At 59.6% G+C, this 18,649-nt stretch carries 13 protein-coding genes and 7 pseudogenes; 5 read left to right on the top strand and 15 right to left on the bottom strand.

The features are described 5' to 3' along the window. Nucleotides 1-121: 121 nt before the first annotated feature. From GWG65_RS39125 to GWG65_RS39095, 7 genes and pseudogenes are all read right to left on the bottom strand, one after another. A pseudogene (locus tag GWG65_RS39125) lies at nt 122-490 on the bottom strand (recombinase family protein); the annotation flags it as partial. A gap of 161 nt (nt 491-651) precedes the next feature. After that, the gene (locus tag GWG65_RS39120) at nt 652-822 is read right to left on the bottom strand and encodes a hypothetical protein (protein ID WP_342760714.1); all 171 of its coding nucleotides are present in this window, start codon (nt 820-822) and stop codon (nt 652-654) included. 439 nt (nt 823-1,261) lie between these two features. Then, the gene (locus GWG65_RS39115) at nt 1,262-2,797 is read right to left on the bottom strand and encodes a porin (RefSeq protein WP_275200735.1); all 1,536 of its coding nucleotides are present in this window, start codon (nt 2,795-2,797) and stop codon (nt 1,262-1,264) included. Between the two features lie 686 nt (nt 2,798-3,483). Then, a pseudogene (locus tag GWG65_RS39110) lies at nt 3,484-3,824 on the bottom strand (IS5 family transposase); the annotation flags it as partial. 78 nt (nt 3,825-3,902) lie between these two features. After that, a pseudogene (locus tag GWG65_RS39105) lies at nt 3,903-4,706 on the bottom strand (IS66 family transposase); the annotation flags it as partial. Between the two features lie 382 nt (nt 4,707-5,088). Beyond that, on the bottom strand, nt 5,089-6,294 hold the full coding sequence (locus tag GWG65_RS39100) for an IS91 family transposase (RefSeq protein ID WP_275200734.1): 1,206 nt from the start codon (nt 6,292-6,294) through the stop codon (nt 5,089-5,091). A 10-nt stretch (nt 6,295-6,304) separates the two neighbouring features. After that, a complete protein-coding gene (locus tag GWG65_RS39095; RefSeq protein ID WP_275200733.1) occupies nt 6,305-7,186 on the bottom strand; it encodes a site-specific integrase in 882 nt (293 codons plus the stop codon). 334 nt (nt 7,187-7,520) lie between these two features. On the opposite strand from GWG65_RS39095, the gene GWG65_RS39090 reads away from it, so the two are divergent. From GWG65_RS39090 to GWG65_RS39080, 3 genes are all read left to right on the top strand, one after another. Next, a complete protein-coding gene (locus GWG65_RS39090; protein ID WP_275200732.1) occupies nt 7,521-8,768 on the top strand; it encodes a site-specific integrase in 1,248 nt (415 codons plus the stop codon). Next, nucleotides 8,765-9,727 (top strand): tyrosine-type recombinase/integrase, encoded by a 963-nt coding sequence (locus GWG65_RS39085; RefSeq protein ID WP_275200731.1) that lies wholly within the window; start codon nt 8,765-8,767, stop codon nt 9,725-9,727. The genes GWG65_RS39090 and GWG65_RS39085 overlap by 4 nt, the downstream gene beginning before the upstream one ends. A 168-nt stretch (nt 9,728-9,895) precedes the next feature. After that, complete coding sequence (locus GWG65_RS39080) at nt 9,896-10,759, top strand: tyrosine-type recombinase/integrase (RefSeq protein ID WP_275200730.1); 864 nt, start codon at nt 9,896-9,898, stop codon at nt 10,757-10,759. Here GWG65_RS39080 and GWG65_RS39075 read toward each other — a convergent pair. The 6 genes and pseudogenes from GWG65_RS39075 to GWG65_RS39050 form a co-directional block, all read right to left on the bottom strand. After that, nucleotides 10,759-11,697 (bottom strand): annotated as a pseudogene (locus GWG65_RS39075) (transposase); the annotation flags it as partial. The gene GWG65_RS39080 and the pseudogene GWG65_RS39075 sit on opposite strands and share 1 nt — an antisense overlap. A gap of 44 nt (nt 11,698-11,741) precedes the next feature. Beyond that, a complete protein-coding gene (tnpB, locus tag GWG65_RS39070; RefSeq protein ID WP_082758020.1) occupies nt 11,742-12,089 on the bottom strand; it encodes an IS66 family insertion sequence element accessory protein TnpB in 348 nt (115 codons plus the stop codon). Beyond that, a complete protein-coding gene (locus GWG65_RS39065; RefSeq protein ID WP_275200729.1) occupies nt 12,086-12,430 on the bottom strand; it encodes a transposase in 345 nt (114 codons plus the stop codon). Before GWG65_RS39065 ends, tnpB begins: the two co-directional genes overlap by 4 nt. Nucleotides 12,431-12,527: 97 nt before the next feature. Continuing rightward, nucleotides 12,528-12,937, bottom strand: a pseudogene (locus GWG65_RS39060) (IS5 family transposase); the annotation flags it as partial. Between the two features lie 285 nt (nt 12,938-13,222). Then, complete coding sequence (locus GWG65_RS39055; protein ID WP_275200728.1) at nt 13,223-14,227, bottom strand: sterol desaturase family protein; 1,005 nt, start codon at nt 14,225-14,227, stop codon at nt 13,223-13,225. A gap of 650 nt (nt 14,228-14,877) precedes the next feature. After that, nucleotides 14,878-16,158: an IS4 family transposase gene (locus GWG65_RS39050; protein ID WP_275200727.1), complete on the bottom strand. Its 1,281-nt coding sequence runs from the start codon at nt 16,156-16,158 to the stop codon at nt 14,878-14,880. 195 nt (nt 16,159-16,353) lie between these two features. On the opposite strand from GWG65_RS39050, the pseudogene GWG65_RS39045 reads away from it, so the two are divergent. Both GWG65_RS39045 and GWG65_RS39040 read left to right on the top strand, forming a co-directional pair. Further along, nucleotides 16,354-16,509 (top strand): annotated as a pseudogene (locus tag GWG65_RS39045) (transposase); the annotation flags it as partial. An 886-nt stretch (nt 16,510-17,395) separates the two neighbouring features. Then, nucleotides 17,396-17,764, top strand: a pseudogene (locus GWG65_RS39040) (recombinase family protein); the annotation flags it as partial. A 266-nt stretch (nt 17,765-18,030) separates the two neighbouring features. On the opposite strand, the gene GWG65_RS39035 reads toward GWG65_RS39040, so the two are convergent. Next, a complete protein-coding gene (locus GWG65_RS39035) occupies nt 18,031-18,183 on the bottom strand; it encodes a hypothetical protein (RefSeq protein WP_275200726.1) in 153 nt (50 codons plus the stop codon). A 152-nt stretch (nt 18,184-18,335) separates the two neighbouring features. Then, nucleotides 18,336-18,649 (bottom strand): group II intron maturase-specific domain-containing protein (locus GWG65_RS39030; protein WP_275200725.1); only part of this gene is annotated, 314 nt, incomplete at its 5' end.

Genomic DNA, 18,649 nt, shown 5'->3' with positions numbered 1-18,649 from the left:
GAGCGAGCTTCCGGCCGATACCAAATCAAAGCGCCGTCCGTATAGTGGATGGGTTGGGTCGGTTACGGTAATCTGCTCCAACTGATCAGATGGCTCCCGAATGGGGGCATCATGCTGTGTGGTCGTAGGCACCGTCGGGATCGATGACCAACGCGCCGGCGAGAGCGCATAGGTCGATCAAGTGATGCCAATCGCGTCCATTGCGCGCCAGCCGCGACGCCTCGATGCAATAGACGGCACCGACGTCGCCCGAACACACCATCGCCACAAGCCGCTCAAATCCAGGCCGCTGAGTACTGCCGGAACCTGAGCGCCCAAGATCGTCGTCAATTACCGTCACCGACCTAAATCCGGCGGTTTCCGCGGCCTGCGCCAGGTCATATTGCCGCCGCTGGCTTTCGAGATTCCCCATGACTTGGGACATTGTCGATTGGCGAACATAGACGACGGCGGCGCGGCTGAGGTGATCAGGCGTGATCTTGATACTCATGGTCACCTCCCGACATTTCCACCGGGCGTGTCGCCACGTATACCTTCAGATCGGCACCCGGCGTAATCATCGTGATGCACGCATCGCCAGGATCACACCAGCCAGATACTCAACCTCGACTTCCGTTCGGATCACGACGTCGCTGACCATGATCTCCAGTTTCACCAGCACGGGATCCACGGCTGCCGGGTCTTTGGCATTTCGTCCAGCATCAACGGCGCAAACGTCGCCGCCAAGCCATCAGGCAGTGACAGCCGCCCTCGCCGCAAGCGACGCCGCCAATCGTAGACCTGCCAGCGTGTCACGCCATGTTTCCGCGCGACCGTCGCCACCTGCGCTCCAGCCACCAGACTCTCCGCGGCGATCTTCGCCTTCTCCGCGGCCGAACGATTGCGACGCCCAGTCGGCCCCTCTCACCGCACGCCGACTGACGCGGCTCGCCTTCGAGACGTCCAATTGGACGTCCATTTTGCCGTCTGCAATCATACCGCCACCTCGTTGATCCGAGGCCAGCTTTGCACGCTTCTGTCATGCTCCGCACGAGGGGATCAGCGAAGCGCTTACGATGGAAGTCGCCTCTCATTCAGTTTGTCGCGCTACACAGGATTCTTGCGCCTAGGAAAAACATAGAGTTCAGACTTGGCCGCGAGGTCACGAATGCCCGTGCAGACGTGCACCAACTACTAAAAGGCCTCCGGCGCGCATGCCGGAGGCCTTCTTAGAGATCAAAATCAGGTATAGAGGCGCTCTTTTCTTGTATGCTTGAGAGACTCACCAACTCCGTTGAGCGCGTAGCAGCAGTGAGAGAGCGCCCTGGTCCTTCAGTTCATACAAGCCAGCCGGCTTTGCTACGCTGGACTGCACCGGCAACGTGACCGTGCTTCCGCTCGCATACTTTTGATCCAGGAGATTGTAAATGAGCTCGACCCCGAAAGTCAGGCCTTTGACCGGGGTCCACGCGGTGTGTGTACCGAGGGTGACATAATTGAAATCAGGGTTACATCCCGCGGCGCCGCCTGATAGCGCCAGGCTTGTGACCAATGCGCCGCAGATGTATCCCTTCGCAGTACCGTTATAGCGAACCGCACCCCATCCGCCGAAGATGCTGGTCCACCAGTGAGGATCCCAATTGTGGGTGTAACCTGCGTTGAAGCCGTAGGTCGTGGTCAACTGCTGGCCAGCGCCTGCAACGAACACCGCGTCAGAAAGACCAGCAAATCCGACGCTCTGGTAAGCACCCGCCAAAGTCGTGCCACCGTATCTCGCATAGGTGGACGACATGTAGTCATTGAAAGTGTAACGGCTTGCACCATTGGCGTACACACCAGTCAGGTTGATCGTGTCACCCGCACCGGTCGGGACGTTCTTGATCGACAATGCGAGCTGACCAGCCCAGCCCCACTTGTCGCTCGGATAGCCAGTATCCTCTGTTGCGCCATAGTAACCGACATGGTTGTCGTGCGCTGCGACCGATGCCTGGAAAAGGCCCCAAGCTTGGTCAACACGAAGGCTCGCGACGAGGTCTGGGGCTCGCGAACCGCCGATGTCGTTAGCGCCGTATGTGCCGGTCGCAAGACCTGTAGTCGTCGCGGCACCCACGTTCCAGATGTTGGTTGTGTAATTTTGCACCTGATCCTGAGCCGAGAATGAGGCCGTAATGCCTTGGCCAAAGTCAGCAGTGTAGGTGAATTGGTTCACAGGATCCCAGCCGCCGCTGCCCGGTAGTTCGGTGACGTTAGCAGGATATTGGGCCCAGGGCGTGGAGAACTGCGATGTCGCCTTACCCATCGTGAAACCAGCGAACTGGATGAAGGCGTAAGGAACGCCCAGCTGCCCGCCGGCGACCTGGCCGCTTCCACTTCCTGCAGGATTACTCGCGCTGTACGCCGTCGCGCCACCAGTGAGGCCTGTACCCGCTCCCGCATAGCTGCCCGACGTCCAAGTAAACCAACCCATGAAGTACGTGCGAACCACGCCATACTCGGTTGCGGTGCGCGTATCGATAGATAGCATTTCGCGAGCACGCGCCGTATAGTAGTTGCTGAGACGGTTCCGTGCAGCACCTACACCGTTGTCTGGGACGTAAGCATCAGCGTTTGCGTTCAAAGTAGTGTGGACACGCAGATAGCCACTGAGCTTAATGCAGGTGTCCGAACCCGGAATATAGTAGAATCCAGCTCCATATAGCGAGCAGATCTTCACGTACTCGACAGCTTTCGCCTTCACCGGAAGATCGGCTGCGTGCGCTCCGGCTAGCGAGATCAGACCCGCGGCCGAACCAAACAAAAGGCTCTTCGCCACCTTCATAGTAGTCCTCCAATTTCCTCGTCTCAAAAGTGGCTGTCCATATCTTGAATAGAGAGACTGGCCACCTTCGCCCCCAATCATTCTCGACCTACAGGGCCTTCCTCGAACGCTAGCTGATAAATTGCATCAGTGGACGTCGCGATGCGGACCATTCCACAATCGCAAAAATCAGGTTGACACATTACGTTAACAGTCAGCGCGCAAAGTTTGTACGAACCGGACGAAGCTGGCTCGCGCTTGAGAACATGTGCTCCGATCGCATCATGTCGGTACGACTAGTACGACGAGCTCTTGAACGTGAGTTTTTGTGGCTTGATTGCGCAGGCAGAGTTCTTGTCCCATCCGATTGATGCGCGAGTCCGCGCTACGAATGGCGCCAGAACGTGGGATCCCGCCATGCTGGACCGAAATCACGCGGTTCACTGATTTCGGGTCGCCCGGATATTTCGTTCGCGTCCCTTTGCGCGGCAAGCTCGATTAGCTCCGCCCCCTTCGAGAAGCGGCGCAGCGGTGTCGGCTCAACATCGCAGCGGCCCGGGGATACGCAGTGAACAGCGCTCGAAGAAGCTACAGGCCGCTCCGGCGCGGCGCACGATGCCGCCTGAGGCCTCCTTCAAAACGGTTTCGCTGATGCCCTCGAGCCAACCCTGGCGCAGCTCCGGCACCGAGGAAATTAGGGTCCAGACTCAATTGAGCCAATATGCGACGAGAGCGGCGAGATGAACAGCGGCCAAGAAATTTCGGGCGAGCTTGTCATACCGCGTGGCGATGCGCCGAAAGTCCTTGAGCCTGAAAAGCAGCGTTCGATGACGTTTCGGCCTTTGTAGGCGCGTTTGTTGAAGCGATGGATGACGACACGGTTAGATTTATTGGGGATTACGGGCTTGGCGCCGCGACGAACGATTTCGCCGCGGAGGTTGTCGCCGTCATACCCTTTGTCGGCGAGGAGCGCGCTCATGGGTGGCGCGAGAGCCAGAACATCGGGCGCCGCCGCGATGTCGGCGTTCTGGCCTGGAGTCAGATGCAGGGTACGCATACGACGAAGACCGCCTGATTGAGACATGCGCGCGGGCACGGCGAGCTCTATGATGGCGTTGCGTGAAGGTCAGGCGGCCTGCTGATCGGCGGGCTTGTCGGCTTGGCACAGGAGCTTCCATTCCCAGGGCAGCAGTTCGTGCAGACGCGACGCGGGAAGATCGGCGATACGGGCGAGGACGTCGGCGAGCCAGGCCTTGGGATCGACGTCGTTGAGGCGACAGGTCGTGATCATCGTCAGCATGATGGCGGCACGGTCGGCGCCGCGCTGGCTGCCGGCGAAGGTCCAGTTGCGCCTTCCCAACGCGATGCCCCTCAATGCGCGCTCAGCGCAATTGTTGGTCAAGCAGATCCTGCCATCGTCGAGGAAGCGGGCGAAGGCGTCCCAGCGCCTGAGCATGTAGTTCATCGGTTTCAGGACCTCGGAGGAGCGCGAGAGGGTTTCGCGCTCACGCAGCAACCAGGCGTGCATGTCCTCGAGAAGCGGCTTGCTCTTTTCCTGGCGCACGGCGCGCCGCTCGTTGGCGCCGCAGCCATTGATGGCGCGCTCGATCTCGAACAACGCATCGAGGCGTCTGACCGCCTCCAGCGCGATCGGAGAGACCGGTTTGCCCTTCTTACCTTCCCGAGCATTTTTCTCGATGTCAGCCAGCTCGAAGAAGCCCCGCCGCGCATGGGCAAAGCAAAACGCCGGCGTAATCGGCAGCACCTTCCTCTGCGGGTCGAACAGCGGCTCGAAGCCGTTGTAGCAATCGGCTTGCAGGATACCGGCGAAGGCGGCCAGATGCTTCTGGGGATGCTCGCCGCGTCGGTCGCTCGAGGCGTAATAGACCGCCGCCGGCGGCGCCGGCCCGGCAAAGGGCCGGTCATCCCGCTTATGTAAATCTCTACATAATAGAGAGCGTTTTTAGATTGGCGGCGCGTGGTTCGGTACCCAACACGAGCACTCGCGAGGGGCGCCGGTAATCTAAAAACGTGTTGGACGAAGCCGCGGGCACGCCGCTGCAGCTATGGGTGTTGAATCACTGCGCCGTTATTTGTGGACGTCGTGATCTGGACTGGAGACAAGTCCAAAGCGGACATTATCACGAAAGTACTGGGTGGAAGCGACATCTGGGAAGCGAAGTAGCCGAAAAATGCGAAGCGCCGGAGGTTTGACGTCGGAAGAACGACAACAGGGCATCTATCGGCTGCCACGGCGGCCGGAAGAATTGCGAAATGGAAGGTGGCGGTTCTTGGTTGATCGAGGTCTCGCATCAAGAAGTGTCCGGTGAACGAGCGGCACTGAACGAACCTGGCTGCAAGACCTCGACGCACACCATGTGGCCTTGATGACAGGATGGACATTGACGCAAGGAAGCGGCATTGCAGTGCTCAGCCTTCTCGGGGCAATCGGACGGCTCTTCCGGCTCCGAATGAGCGTCGGCGGATATCATTCCGAGCAGTTCGCGGCAGCGAGCGAGCTTTTGCTTGCGGTAGCGGTTACCCAGAAAACCATAGTAGCGAATACGTTTGAAGCCTTCGGGCAGGACATGGATGAGGAAACGCCGAATGAACTCCCCGGCGTCCAGCGTCATTACTTTCTGCTGGCTTCCGTGGCGGTAATCCTTCCATCGAAAGCGTACTTTGCCGTCTTCGATATCGATGACACGGCTGTTGCTGATCGCTACCCGATGCGTATAGCGGCCGACATAGTGCACAACCTGTTCGGCGCTGCCAAATGGCGGCTTGGCGTAGATAACCCAATTGATTCTGCGGACATCGTTCAGATAACGCTGAAACGCAGCCGGATCACGCAACGGGTCCAGCGACGAGAAGAATTGTAGCTCGCCGGTATCGAACGACTTTTGCAAGGCGCTGAGAAATAGGCGCCGGAACAGACGGGAAAGCACGGCCACGGGAAGAAAGAAGCCGGGCCGGCACGCGATCCAGCGGCTGCCATCCGGGGACAGTCCTCCTCCAGGAACGACGCAACGGAGGTGGGGATGGTGAAGGAGGTTCTGGCCCCAAGTATGAAGGACAGAAAAGAACCCGATCTCGGCACCGAGGTGCTTGGGGTCGGCAGCGATAGTCCGCAAAGTCTCTGCAGCTGTGCGGAACATAATATCGTACACGGTGCCGGCATTCTGGAATGCGATCGCTGCGATTTGGTCGGGTATGGTGAAAACAACGTGAAAATACTGCGTATCGAGAAGCTCCGCTTGTCGGGCCTCGATCCATTCTGCCCGCGCGAGCGATTGGCACTTGGGGCAGTTGCGCGAGCGGCAGCTATTGTAGGAGATCCGCCGCTCTCCGCAGTGATCGCACTGCTCGACATGGCCACCGAGCGCGGCCGTTCGGCAGCGCTCGGTGGCCGTCATTGCTGCACGTCGTTCGGTCGATAGAGACCTCCAGTGCTGCTCGCGCCAGGCAGCACCATAGCGGCGGAAGATATCCGCCACTTCCGGACCTGAGCGTCCCATGGGGCCGCCGTCAGAAATGTTCAGGCGGCGGCGGTGGTGGTGCCTTAGGGATTGGGCGCGGCAGCAGCTCCAGCGGGCTGGTCGCCGCGCAGACTTTGTTCGTGGCTATCCGGAGATATTGCGCGGTTGTGGACAGGCTGCGATGGCCAAGCAAGAGCTGGATGGTGCGAAGATCGGTGCCGGCCTCGAGTAGATGGACGGCGAAGGCATGCCGCAGCGAATGCGGCGTCACGGGCTTGGCAAGGCCCGTTAACCGATGCGCCTTGCTGCAGGCGTCCTGCACCGCGTTGGTCGATATCGGCTCGTTGGGGATACCGCCGGGAAACATCCACGTGCTCGGCCGGACGGCGCGCCAATAGTCGGTCAGTGTCTCCAGCAACCGTGCCGAGAGCATGACGTAACGGTCGTTCTTCCCCTTGCCTTGATCGACGCGTAGCACCATCCGCTGTCGGTCGATGGCTCCCGGCTTTAGGCGTACCGCTTCGGAAATGCGCAGACCGGCGGCGTAGCATGTTGTCAGGATCACTTGATGCTTGAGGCTCTCCACGCAGCCGAGGAAGTGCAGCACCTCTTCGGGGCTGAGGATGACGGCGAGTGTCTTGGGCGCCTTTGGACACGGAATGATGAGGTCGAAATCCCATTCGAAGCCGAGCGTGACACGGTACAAGAAACGGAGCGCTGAGACGGTCACGTGGATCGACTTCGGCGCCAACTTCTTCTCGTTCGTCAGATAGACTTGGTAGGCGCGGACATCTTCCGGCCCAAGCAAAGCCGGCGACTTCGCAAAATGGCGGGCGAACTGCGAAACCTGCAGCAGATAGGAATCCTGCGTATGCGGTGACAGGTTGCGGATCTGCATGTCGTTTATCATGCGTAACCGAAGCGGGGTCATGGAAGGCTCCTTGGCAAAAAAAACTGCCCGAGGGCAGCAACGCCATCTTGCTCGAAGCCAAGCCTATGAACGCTGCAAATTACGTCTCACCATGGCACGCCAAAGCAGTTACAGTTGCTTCAGCCGCATTCCTTCATCCGAAGATGGGCCACTCTTGCCGAGTGTTCTGCCGCGGAGCGGCTTCGTCCAAGCGGGATTATGCACACCCCGTGATTATGCGCAGCTCGCAGGAACAGGAGCCTACATCCATGGGATTCTCGGACGACTTCCGGCTGGCGAACTGCGCATAATTTCGGTCTTTCCTATCGAGCCTTCAGCTCGATAGGAGATCAGCATGCAAAAAACGATCGTCATACAGCCACGGCCTCGTGCTTGGCTGGAGGGGAGTATTCTTCAGCCCTACGTTTCGCAATACGGGGAACACTTGCAGCGGAGGCGATATGCGCCGAACACTCAGCGCGCCTATCTGCGCTGCGTCGCGCACTTCGCCCATTGGCTGACTCAGGAGCGGCACGACTTGGCAGCGATCGGCCAGGGCGCCGTTGTGCGTTTTCTCTCGGAACACCTACCGGCGTGTACCTGCCCCGACCCGGTCCGCCGCTTTCGCAATGAGTTGCAAGCGGCGCTGGGCCATCTTCTGGAGGTACTCGAAGCCGGCGGCGTGCCGCTGCAGTATCCGGCCCGCAATTCCGCTATCGAACGGGAGTTGACGCGCTTCGATACCCATATGCGCGACGTCTGGGGTTTGGCGGAGAGCACCCGTCGGCGGCGTTGCAGAGTGGTCGGGGAGTTTCTTGTCGAGCATTTCGGCGAGCGGCCCATCTCCATGACGACAGTCAAGGCCACATCCATCCGCCGCTTCATCCTTGGCGAACAGGGGCGAGGCCCCGCCTCCGTCGCCGCAATCGGCGTCACCGTTGCCTGTTATCTCCGCTTTCGCAGCATATCCGGCGACCGGGTGAACGAACTGAAGGCCGCAATTCCCCGAGTCGCACGCTGGCGGTTGGCCTCATTGCCAGGGGTGCTGACCGACACCGAGATCGACGAACTGCTGAGTTCGTTTGATCAGTCGTTCCCGTCGCGCCTGCGAGCTTATGCGATGGTGCGGTGCCTGATCGATCTCGGCCTGCGATCCGGCGAAGTCGTCAAGTTGCAGCTTGACGACATCAACTGGGCCGATGGCACGATCAACCTTGTCGGCACCAAGAGCCGACGGGCTGATGCTCTGCCCCTGCCGGCCGTAACAGGAGCGGCGATTGCAGCTTATCTGCGCGAAGAGCGGCCCGCGACGTCGAACCGAGCCATATTTGTTCGCCACGTCGCACCCTACGATGAACCGATCACGATCACGAGCGTCAAACGCGCAGTGCTGGCCGGCTACCGAAGATGTGGATGGACGCGAACCGGTGTCCATATTCTCCGCCACAGCGCGGCCAGTCGACTTCTGCGCGCCGGCGCGCAGATGAAAGAGATTGCAGACATCTTGCGGCATCGAAGCCTCGACACGTCCGCCATCTATGCAAAGGTCGATCTGACCAACCTTGCCGCCGTGGCTTTGCCCTGGCCAGGGAGCGCGCAATGACCGGCGCGCGTACGATGCTCTCGCTGGCTAAGGACTATTTGTCCGAGCGCCGCGCCCTCGGTTTCAAGCTCAGGATGGAGGGCCATTACATCACCGCCTTCGCCCTGTTCGCCGACCAACACGGTCATCGGGGCCCACTCACCAACGGTATCGTCCTGAACTGGGTACGGGGGCAGGCCAAACAGGCCAGCCCGTTCTCCTGGGCTCGGCGCCTCGAGGTCCTTCGCCCGTTCGCGAGGTATCTGACGCGGCTCGATCCCGACACCGAGTTTCCCCAGACCGCGATCTTTGGTCGTTCACACCGCCGCCTCGCGCCGCACATCTATTCAGAGCAGGAGGTCTGCGACCTTATTGCTGCCGCTTTGCGGCTGACTCCCACGGGCGGATTGCGTCCGGCGACCTATGCGACACTCTTCGGGCTGATCGCCGCTACGGGGCTGCGCCGATCGGAAGCACTCGACCTACACTGCGGCGATGTCGATCTCGCCGGAGCGGTCCTTACGGTTCGGAACACGAAGTTCCGCAAGTCCAGGCATGTGCCCATACATGCCACCGTCGTCGCCGCGCTGCGGCGCTATCTGGCGGTTCGGGCGCGTCATGGTGCGCTCGCCAAGGACTCACCGCTGTTCCTGTCCTCAACGGGCGGTTTCATCGCGAAGCGGAGGATCAATAAGGTTTTCCAGAAGCTTCGCACCGACCTCGGTTGGATCGCGCGGGGCGGCCATGGCGAGGTGCGCATCCATGACCTGCGCCACACCTTCATCTGCCGCCGCGTTCAGCTTTGGCACGAGCATGACGCCGATATCGACAACGCCATGGCGGCGCTCTCGACCTACGTCGGCCATGCCAAGATCTCCGATACCTATTGGTACCTGACCGGCGTCCCAGAACTCATGGCGGTCTCCAGCAAACGTTTCGAGCTTTTCGCAGCAAATGTCGGAGGGGGGCATCATGTCTGATCCCAATCCGACACCGTCCTTCCCCATCCTGCTTCAACGCTTTTTTGTCGAGCATCTGGGCAATCAGCGAGCCGTCAGCCCTCGCACCATCGCCGCCTACCGGGACACATTCCGATTGTTGCTTGGCTTCGCGCGGCGCAGATCGGCAAGGAGCCCACCCGGCTGATCTTGGCTGACCTCGATGCGCAGTTGATCCTGGACTTTCTCGACCATCTAGAGAAGGAGCGGAGTAATGGTGCGCGCACGCGCAACGCCCGCCTGGCGGCGCTTCGCTCCTTCCTGAAGTATGCCGCCCACTATGACCTGACCGCGCTCCTCGTCATCGAACAGGTGCTGGCCATTCCGATGAAACGGTTCGACCGGCCGGTTCTGGGATTTCTGTCACGCGATGAGATGCAAGCGATCCTTGATGCGCCGGATACGCAGACTTGGGCAGGTGAGCGAGATCGCGCACTGTTCAGCTTGATGTACAACACCGGCGCCCGCGTGTCCGAAGCCCTCGGCCTGCGCGTCGGCGATGTCGTCGTTGACGGCACGGCGGTTGCGCACCTGCATGGCAAGGGGCGCAAAGACCGCAGCGTGCCGCTCTGGCGTACGACCACGAAGATGATCCGCAATTGGAAGCGCCGATTGAACGGAACGGGCGAGCAGGACTTCCTGTTTCCGAATCGGGGCGGAGGGTGCATGGCGCGTTCAAACGTCACCCAGCGCCTTGAACTTGCGGTATCGGCCGCCGCAGAACGTTATCCGCAACTCGCGCGCCGCTCGATTTCGCCTCACACCATCCGCCACACTACGGCGATGCATCTCCTGCAGTCTGGCGTCGATATCAGCGTCATCGCCCTATGGCTCGGTCATGAGAGCCCCGCCACGACACACATGTACCTTCAGGCAGACCTCGCGATGAAAGAGCGCACGCTCAACCGACTGCAGCCCATGACGGCCAGTCAAGGCCGGTATCGTTCGTCCGAGAATCCCATGGATATAGGCTCCTGTTCCTGCGAGCTGCGCATAATCACGGGGTGTGCATAATCCCGCACATAAGTCGAGATCCGCCCGGTCGTGCACTTGCCCTTCGCCAGGATACGGATGGTGGTGTCGTCGCCATGCAGGCGCTCGGCCGCGAGTACATGGCGTTCGATCAAGTGGAAGAGCGGCATGACGGCGAAGGTCCCGTGGCCGACCTGGTCGGCCAGTGTCGACAACGGCAGGTCGATCCCCTCGGCCTTAAAGCGCGCACTCTGGCGGTTGAGCGGGATATGCATGCCGAACTTGTCGAACAGGATCGTCGCCAGCAATTGTGGGCCGATGAAGCCGCGCGGCGTGGCATGGAACGGCGCGGGCGGCTGGCTGATCTTCTCGCAATCGCGGCAGGTGAACTTCTCGCGCACCGTCTCGATGACCTTGAAGCGGCGCGGGATCTCTTCCAGCGTCTTGGTCACATCCTCACCGATCTTCGCCAGCCGCGATCCACCGCAGCAGGCACAGCTCGTCGGAGCCTCCATGACGACGCGCTCGCATTCGATGTCATCCGGCCATGGCTTGCGCACCGGCCGCTTGCGCGTGAAGGCGCGTACGCTCTGCGCCTTTGCCGCCGCGGCCCGCGCGGCGAGCTCATCCTCGCTCGCCGTGGTGACGAGTTCTTCAAGTTCCAATTCCAACTGCTCGATCAGCCGCGCCGTGCGCTCGGAACGCGGCCCGTACAGTTCGCGTTTGAGCTTCTCGATCCGCAGCTCGAGATGCGCGATCAGCGCCTCATTGTCCGACAGCTTCGCCCGCGCGTTGGCCGCTTCGGCTTGCCAATTGATGGCTTCGGCCTGTATCCGGCTGACCTTCGCCGCGGCCGCATCGCGTTCGATCTCGACCCTCAGCCGCGCTTCGCGTTCAGCCCGCGACGCCTCACGTTCGATCAACAGCGCCGCCTGGGCGCTGGCGAGATCCGAAGGAAGGTCATCCGGCTTCAAACTCATGAAGCCAGTGAATCAGATTTCCCGGTAGGTTCAATCGCAGAATGCTATCCAACTCGCGTTGGACGCAAAGTTTCTTGAGGATTCCGCCAGTCGATCCCAGATAGCAGGTAAGAAAGCTGCGCCGGAGAGATCGTCACGGCTTCACCGGCAGCCGAAGGCCAGATGAATCTTCCTCTTTCGAGTCGTTTTGTAAACAGGCACGCTCCCTGAGAATCGTGCCAGATGATTTTTATCAGATCTGAACGGCGCCCCCTGAAGCAAAACAAATGACCCCCCAGTGGGTCATGCTTCAAGACCTCCTGCACCTGCAAAGCCAGGCTCGGAAAGCCGCGCCGCATATCGGTATGGCCCGTCGCCAGCCATACCCGCACGCCAGAGGGGATCGGAATCATCGCAGCGCCTTCAACACCGCCGACACCAGCAAGGGCGGCGCCGACCCGCAAATCCTGATCCGTCCGCTCCCCGTCAATTCCACCACGATCACTTCACCGGACGGTGCCGCTTCCTTGATCGGCTCCGCTTCCATCGCCGCTTCCACAAAGCCATGGTCAGCAAGGTCCTGGCGAAGCCGACGCCGCCAGGTGTAAATCAGACCCGTCGAAATATCGTGATCCCGCGCAACCTGCGCCACACACGATCCCGGCGCAAAGGCCTCCGCAACGATCCGGCACCGCTCATCCTCGCTCCAACGCCGCCGGCGTTCCGGCCCCGTCAGCACCGAAATCTGACCCATCAATCGCTCTTAAGCTCGCTCTTAAACACGTGCTTATGAGTGCTCAATCCGCCTCTCAGAACAAGGCGGCCTTCATCGTGGGCGTACGATGCAGGACGACCGGCCGGCAGAGCGGATCGCTCAGCGCATGGATTTTTGTCGTGCGGCCTCCGCGCGAGCGGCCGATTGCCTGCTCCCCCCTTTTCCGCCGGAGGCACATCGGTGAGCTTTAATCGAGGTCGAGTCGAGCGCCAGCACAATGCCGTCTTCGCCAGGCTTGGCCAGCGCTTCGAAGATTGCGCACCATCGTCCTCGCTTCGCCCAGCGATTGAAGCAATTGTAGATCGTCGTGTAAGGGCCGTATTCACGCGGACAATCGCGCCATCGTGCACCCGATTGCAGCATGTGAATGATGCCGCTGATGATGCGCCGGTCGTCGTCCCGATCCGGCCCCGTCAGTCCCGTTGGAAGATGCGGTTCGATACGCGCCCATTGCCTGTCATTCAGCCAAAACAAACCAGCGCGCATTCTCTCGCCCCCGAATCAAGAATACGTAGGCAAGAGAATCACATGGCGCTATTTAGGTACAGACCCTTAGCTAAAGCATCGCTAGCGCAGGCGACCACCCACTCTCCATCGCCAGTCAATATCGTCTCTCCTGATTTCGGCAGTCGAAAATGTCCGCGTCGACGCTGAGGCGCGATCCGCGGCCCGTCCGACCGCCAGCCGGCGCAGAAAGCCAATTGCCGAGATAGACGCGAGCGTGCGGAATAGTGAGCGCGACTTCCGGTCGACCTCCCAACCATCAATCGATCAGCCGCGCGCACATTTCTTCGCCTTCATGCGTTTGTACATGGCTTCGTCGGCTTCCAGTGAACCATCGTGCGCCGTGCCGAACCAATAGTCGAACGGGATCAACCGATCGCTGTTCCCATAATTCACCTCAAAGTACTTATGGTGCAGGTAATGAAAGTAGTTTTCGGTGCTCATGGACTTTTTGTCACCCGTCACGATCCTATCAAAGCCCAAATGACCAAGCGCGGGTCCCAACGCGAACGCTACAAGCCCAAATTCTACAAGCAGTGGGTGCGCCGGCACGATGAAAAAGATCAGCACGACGGAGAAGTAGATGATGTGCTCAAACGTGTGCATCGACAGGCCAGACCAAGGCCCCGGATTAACGTTGTTATGGTGCACCTTGTGAATAATGTGGTAGAGCGGCCCCATATGGATTAGGCGGTGGGTCGCATAGAAATGTAGCCCAACCCAAACCGGCCAAAACAAGAGCAGTAGTGCAACAAGATAGGCCGGATGTTGTCGGAAATCGACGGATTGGACATAGCCGTTGGCGAACATCCACAAAGTCAACACCTCATACGCGGTCCACACCGGCACACCACTGCACATCACCCAGAACACGTTTTCCGCGTTCTGGCTTCCAAACAGGAACGTCGTATTGTTCGTATCGGGCCACTTGGAATTGTATTTGAATTGCGTCTGCTGGCGTCGCTGGATGTACAGCACCACATGAAAGCTGCCATAAAACAGCAGCGCAAGCGCGGCATTCCGCAGGAGGATGAGCAAAATCCAGCCGGGACTAAATTCCCGCATCGTCTCCACCGAAGGTGTGAGATAGATCCAAACGATGAGGGTGGCCAAAATGAAAAACGCCCTAATAGGCGATAGATGATAGGCCAAGAGCGATCGCAGAAGTGCTCTCAACTGCACCGGCCAGACGAAGACCGGAAGGGGCTTCGGTCGCTTGTTGGGCGTCCAGTCCCCCCGTTTGTCACGGGTGCCATACAGGGTGTCATCCATGTCCCGTTCCATCGTGTTGAGCAAATACAAATATAAGAAGTTCGCCCGCTCCTGAAGCGCGCTTGATAATAGAGGAGCTGCGGCGCGGGATTTTGGCCATGTTTCGGTATCAAGGGACGAAAAGCCGCAGGATGATGCGGTTTCGCGGTGCGAATCTTCGTCAATCTGATTTGTTGCTTGCCTGACCGGTATTTTGTACCAAGCGGGCTGAGAGATTATTGCAAGTTTGAGCCCGGTCGAGCTGGGGGGCGATGGTGAGCGGTCCAGTCCGGCGGCAGCCAAAAAAGCTGAATGTGGTCGCGCCAGCTTTCGATCACTGTCTGGGTCATCTTCACACCCTAGAAGATCTCTCCGTTCAAGCACTCGTCTCCGATCTTGCCGTTAGCAGTAGCCGTTCCCCCAGGTGAGCCTGAGTCGGTTCCGTCGCGAAGTTGGTTGGAATTGAGGGTGGCGTAGTCTGTATCCCTCCGGCGTCGCTTTTAATTACCCACAAATTCTCCCATGGCGCCCAGCGCGATGTCGGTGAGGCGTGACAACCCGCGCCACATCACAGTATTGCCGGGCGGCGGATCGCTGGCGCGAGCGAGATAGCCGCCGAGCCGGGCAATCTTGATCGGATAGTGCGAGAGCGTTTTCTGTCTCGCTTTTGGTTAGTCGTTGACGACGCGATCGAGCACGCCGATTTCAGTCGCGGTCAACGCGAGGGTTGGCGGTGCATCTGGGGCGGAACGGTTGAGCATCGTCACCCAGAAGACCCGCCAACTCAGGATGCAAAAAAGCGAGATCAGATTGGTCAGACGCTGGGCGGTCCTGAGCTTCGACTCCTCAGCTTTGCAGCCCGATTTGAGACTCTTATGGAACACCTCAATCTTCCATCTCAAAGCATACCATTCCAGCTTCTCAATGGCCTCGACGCGGGAACCAACAGGCAGATCTGTGATCAGCTTCCACTCAATTTTCTTTCTCTTCTTCGGCGACACGCGCTCTTCGGCGTGGATTACCGTTAAGGTCAACGCGGGATAGCGCTTCTGTTTTCCGATCGGCGGCAGGACGCGAATCTTGCGATATCTGATCTCGAGGACGGCTTCATCAGGAGCGCCGTTGTTGTCTCTGACGTCGATGCGATGCCGTCCTTTGACGGCGACTTCGTCCATTTCGTCAGCGATCGTGTGATCTCCATCTCCCGCCAGCCGATCAACGCAAGTCCTGATCACGAAATGCGTTCCAGCTTCTCGAGCCGCGCAGAACAGCTCATAGATATCGCTCTCGCGATCACCGACATGGACGCATCGTCCCGGATCGCCGAGCAGCTCCGTGGACTGCCGGAGATTGTCCAACCACCGAATGCTCTCCTTCTTCTCGATGGGAACGCGCGTTGGATTAATCTTCTTCTTGAGCGCGGCGGTCCCCTTGAATTTCTTCCGGGTCCAGAATTTGACGGCGGTCAGTCCAAGCGGCAGCCCTTCAGTCGTCACTGCCAGGCTCGAGTGCATCAGAATGCCGCAAACCGTGTGCGATCTCAGGCGGCCCGCCTTGTCCCGGCCGCTGTTTATGCTCTTGGTGATCCCGATTGCGTCTGAGTTCTCTCTTTGATAGCTGAACTCGGTCGTATCATGGAGCACCAGGACCGGACCGCCGGTGGCAACCGTGCGCTCACGCGTCGATTGAAAGTGGCCAGCCAGAATGTCCGCTTCGCTGACCCGGTCATTAGAGAAGAAGCGATAGGCTGCCTTGGTATTCGCCCAATCCTGGCAGACGAGCGGAATACTTTGTCCCATGGCGCTTCCAATCTGCGTGAGCAGTTTGCGGAATCTGTCGCCGAGCCGCGCGTCCCTAAACTGGCATCCACTAGTCTCTCGATCGATCCAACATTCACCGCCTAACAATCGCAAACGGCCTTTTGCCGATCGATCCCTCAATGTGAACCCCATAGAGCACCCCCTCCCGAATCAGGTGCTCAGCAAGGAATCACAAGTGATTCTTTCGATTCAAGATTTTGCCGATCAGCGGATCAGCTCGAGTGGACAAAGTTATGGGTAATTGAAAGCCGGCGTCGGCCGCCTTGTGTAGTTTGAGAGGCGGCCCGAGGATTTGACCTTAAGTCTAGCTTTAAGGTCACGTGGCGAATGCAGGTCAATGTGTTGGGCGCCGAGCGTCGGCGGCGATGGAGTTACGACGAGAAGGTTCGCCTTGTCGAAGAGACCTTGCAGGCTGGCGAGACGGTCTGCGGCGTCGCGCGCCGGCACGGGGTGGCTCACAGCCTGCTGTTCACCTGGCGTCGACAAGCGCGCCAGGGTCGACTGGGCGGAGATTCCGTGCCAGCTCTCGTTCCCGTCGAGATCACGCCGGTGGCGGCTCCGATCTCGAGCGACGCGCCACAACCGGCGTCTTCCCCGCCTGCGCAGCGTGCAAGGGCTGGAATCATCGAGATCGAGCTTGGCGGCGGCTGTCGCGTTCGCGTTGACCGTGACGTGGACGTTGAGGCGCTGCAGCGAGTTCTTGAGCTGCTGCGGCGACGATGATCCCGATTCCGAGCGGCGTCAGGGTTTGGATCGCCACTGGCCACACCGACATGCGTCGCGGCATGCGAAGCCTGGCTCTTACAGTTCAGGAGATTCTGAAGCGCGATCCGCACGCTGGCGATCTCTATATCTTCCGGGGCCGCCGCGGCCAACACGCGACATTCTGCATACAGTCTTCGAAGCGCGACAATTGCTTATCCGTGGCATCCCCTTTTTGGACGAACGCTTCAAGTCGCACCGTTCCGACGCGGCAAGGATTTGAAGTGCATCTACACGGAGGAACGGCGTGGGTTTAGTCGTGAGGTGCCCAATTGGATGTTCGACGAAAGCTCCTGTGCCGGCATGGTACTTGGATCACCGCAGGTCAGTATTGATGGGCTCAACGAATTTGCCGTTATTCTGAAGCTTCTCGGCACGAATCAGGCGTCGGGCGCACGATCCCGTCCTTCAATGAAGAGGGAGAAAGGACGTGCGGAGAAAAAGCCAATATCGCGAGCCGATGCAACTGGGTCTGGATCTGGGTCGTCGGATTCCCCAGAACCCGCTGGGCGCCAATCCCAAAGGTCTGATCCAGGCGCTCGCCGATCTCTTGCTGGAAGCGGCGAAGCGGCGGGCGTCGAGCCCGTTCAGATGTCGGGAGGTGACCATGAGTATCAAGATCACGCCTGATCACCTCAGCCGCGCCGCCGTCGTCTATGTTCGCCAATCGACAATGTCCCAAGTCATGGGGAATCTCGAAAGCCAGCGGCGGCAATATGACCTGGCGCAGGCCGCGGAAACCGCCGGATTTAGGTCGGTGACGGTAATTGACGACGATCTTGGGCGCTCAGGTTCCGGCAGTACTCAGCGGCCTGGATTTGAGCGGCTTGTGGCGATGGTGTGTTCGGGCGACGTCGGTGCCGTCTATTGCATCGAGGCGTCGCGGCTGGCGCGCAATGGACGCGATTGGCATCACTTGATCGACCTATGCGCTCTCGCCGGCGCGTTGGTCATCGATCCCGACGGTGCCTACGACCACACAGCATGATGCCCCCATTCGGGAGCCATCTGATCAGTTGGAGCAGATTACCGTAACCGACCCAACCCATCCACTATACGGACGGCGCTTTGATTTGGTATCGGCCGGAAGCTCGCTCCGACCCGGCGGCTGCGTTCTCGTTCATTATCGCGACGGCATTTTGCTGAGAATTCGAGCTTCAGCAACCAACTGAAGTGGACCCCGGAGCTGGGACCATGGATCGGCGAAGTTAAGGTGTGATCCGGCCTGCCTTGTCGTTCACATCAAGCAGCTTCCTGCTGCTGCTTTTGCGTCTGCTGTGGGTATGTGGGCAACGCGTTTGCGTTGTCCAAGCGAAGCGGCATATCCACAGTCCTCGCCGCCTCGATCACGTCCTTGCCGGCGCGCCATGCCGCCATGGGAAACTGGTTGTTCATTGCCTGATGCGGGCGGAGATGATTGTAAAAGTTCATCCATGATCGGAGCCATCTCGCGCTTCGCGCCCGTCGGCATAGGCTTTCAGATGGTCGAGTAGCGCGGGGGAATCCCACCCCCACGCCCTCCGAGAACCGGACGTGAGTCTCTCGACTCATCCGGCTCCTATCGCCCCAACCGGAGATTCCGTGGACCAATGGGCGAACAGGTTCGGCTGGCGGGATTTGACCCCGCGCAACCAGCCCCACGCTCGCTTTGTGTGTCCCCGAAGTCTTTTGTATTTCCGCTGTGCCCAGCGCACGATAAATGGATCTACTGTGCGCAGTGCCCTGCGAAGCGCCGAACGATGAAAACGCCCGTAATAGTTGACCCAGCCAACAAGAATAGGCCGTGCCCATTGGGCGATTTTCTCCAAGTCGAGATCGTTGCGATGATGCAGCTTCCAGCGACGCACGTCTTCGCGCATCG

Origin of the sequence: Bradyrhizobium sp. CSA207 (assembly GCF_029051685.1) — a bacterium.
In the GTDB taxonomy this organism is placed as follows: domain Bacteria; phylum Pseudomonadota; class Alphaproteobacteria; order Rhizobiales; family Xanthobacteraceae; genus Bradyrhizobium.
Note: the sequence above shows the minus strand (reverse complement) of the source record. Positions and strands in the feature narration are given on the sequence as shown.

Bases quoted from the DNA above. Each gene is read 5' to 3' on its own strand.
- GWG65_RS39095 (WP_275200733.1), bottom strand. From the start codon at position 7,186: ATGACCCCGCTTCGGTTACGCATGATAAACGACATGCAGATCCGCAAC.
- GWG65_RS39050 (WP_275200727.1), bottom strand. From the start codon at position 16,158: ATGGGGTTCACATTGAGGGATCGATCGGCAAAAGGCCGTTTGCGATTG.
- GWG65_RS39065 (WP_275200729.1), bottom strand. From the start codon at position 12,430: ATGGGTCAGATTTCGGTGCTGACGGGGCCGGAACGCCGGCGGCGTTGG.
- GWG65_RS39100 (WP_275200734.1), bottom strand. From the start codon at position 6,294: ATGGGACGCTCAGGTCCGGAAGTGGCGGATATCTTCCGCCGCTATGGT.
- tnpB (WP_082758020.1), bottom strand. From the start codon at position 12,089: ATGATTCCGATCCCCTCTGGCGTGCGGGTATGGCTGGCGACGGGCCAT.
- GWG65_RS39035 (WP_275200726.1), bottom strand. From the start codon at position 18,183: ATGAACAACCAGTTTCCCATGGCGGCATGGCGCGCCGGCAAGGACGTG.
- GWG65_RS39115 (WP_275200735.1), bottom strand. From the start codon at position 2,797: ATGAAGGTGGCGAAGAGCCTTTTGTTTGGTTCGGCCGCGGGTCTGATC.
- GWG65_RS39090 (WP_275200732.1), top strand. From the start codon at position 7,521: ATGCAAAAAACGATCGTCATACAGCCACGGCCTCGTGCTTGGCTGGAG.
- GWG65_RS39085 (WP_275200731.1), top strand. From the start codon at position 8,765: ATGACCGGCGCGCGTACGATGCTCTCGCTGGCTAAGGACTATTTGTCC.
- GWG65_RS39055 (WP_275200728.1), bottom strand. From the start codon at position 14,227: ATGGATGACACCCTGTATGGCACCCGTGACAAACGGGGGGACTGGACG.